3 protein-coding genes are annotated in these 1,333 nt (G+C 63.8%); all 3 read left to right on the top strand.

The genetic code is table 11. The features are described from left to right. Positions 1-414: PepSY domain-containing protein (locus ABT116_RS46865; RefSeq protein ID WP_351647439.1), on the top strand; the 414-nt coding region annotated here is incomplete at its 5' end. 24 nt (positions 415-438) lie between these two features. Beyond that, positions 439-939, top strand: a complete 501-nt coding sequence (locus ABT116_RS46860; protein WP_019747182.1) for a copper chaperone PCu(A)C — start codon at positions 439-441, stop codon at positions 937-939. 100 nt (positions 940-1,039) lie between these two features. Beyond that, positions 1,040-1,333 (top strand): Dyp-type peroxidase domain-containing protein (locus ABT116_RS46855; protein ID WP_351647437.1); only part of this gene is annotated, 294 nt, incomplete at its 3' end.

Raw genomic sequence — 1,333 nt, 5'->3', positions numbered from 1 at the left:
GCCATCTCCGTCACCACGGTCCCGGCCGCCGCCAACGCGGCCGACGAGTTGTGGTTCTCGGATTGGCCACTCGCAGCCAAACTTTCGGCCTGGGGAATCCAACTCCACATGGGCCTGCTGTTCGGCCTTGCCAACCAGATCGCACTCGCCGCACTGGCACTCGCGCTGGTCAGCGTGGTCATTCGGGGTTACATCATGTGGTGGCGCCGACGCCCCACCCGTGGCTCCGACTGGGCAGTCGGCCGGGCTCCTGCCCGCGGCGGAATCCGCAACCTCTCCCCGATCAGCCTCGTTGCGCTCGTCGCGATCACGGCGCTGGTCGGCTGGTTCGTTCCGCTACTCGGCATCAGCCTGCTCGCATTCCTGCTGATCGACGTATGCATTGCAGCGTTCAAACGCCGCGCCACTACCTGACAATCACGAATTACGGAGACACACATGACTGTTCGCACCAAGATATTCGCAGCTGTTGCATTGACCGCAGCTCTCGCGCTGACCGGCTGTTCTTCCAACTCCGACAAGGAAACCGAAGCTGCACAATCCATCACAGTTCAGGATCAATGGGTCAAGGCCGCGCCGGAAGGCATGAGTGCGGCGTTCGCCGAACTCGTCAACTCCAGTGACAAGGACGTACGCGTGGTCTCGGCCACCAGCCCCGCGTCGTCTCGACTCGAACTGCACGAAGTCGTGACCGGCGACGGCGGAACGATGACGATGCGTCCCAAGGACGGCGGTTTCCTGGTCCCTGCCAACGGGTCCGCCTCCCTCACCCCGGGCGGTGACCACCTCATGTTCATGGACCTGTCCGCGCCGCTGCTCCCAGGCGCAGAAACCGACCTCACCTTGATCTACGACGACGGTTCCAGCACCACGTTCACAGCTCAGATTCGCGACTTCTCCGGTAATCAGGAGAACTACGACCCGAATCACGGTGGCTGAGAACACGAACCCGCCCAGCCGAGCTCTCAGCCGGCGGCGCCTTCTCGGAGGAGGCGCCGCCGCGCTCGGCGTCGCGGGAATAACCTGGGGCGCAACCACAGTGGTCGAGCGCAGCGAACACGAGCAGCAAGCAGGCAAGCTCGTGGAACCGTTCTACGGAGTCCACCAAGCTGGGATCGCCACCACTCCACAAGCGCACGGCACGTTCATCGGGTTCGACCTCTTGCCTGGAACCGATCGAGCAGTCGTCGTCGGGATCATGAAGATGTGGTCCGAGGATGCGTCACGGCTGACCGCCGGCAGTCCGGCGTTGGCGGACACCGAACGGGAACTTGCCGTGGATCCGGCACGCTTGACGGTGACCGTCGGTTACGGCCCCGGCCTGTTCACCAAG

This window comes from Streptomyces sp. NPDC002130 (assembly GCF_040296465.1).
Lineage (GTDB): Bacteria > Actinomycetota > Actinomycetes > Streptomycetales > Streptomycetaceae > Streptomyces.
This window is presented reverse-complemented; position numbering and strand designations above follow the sequence as displayed.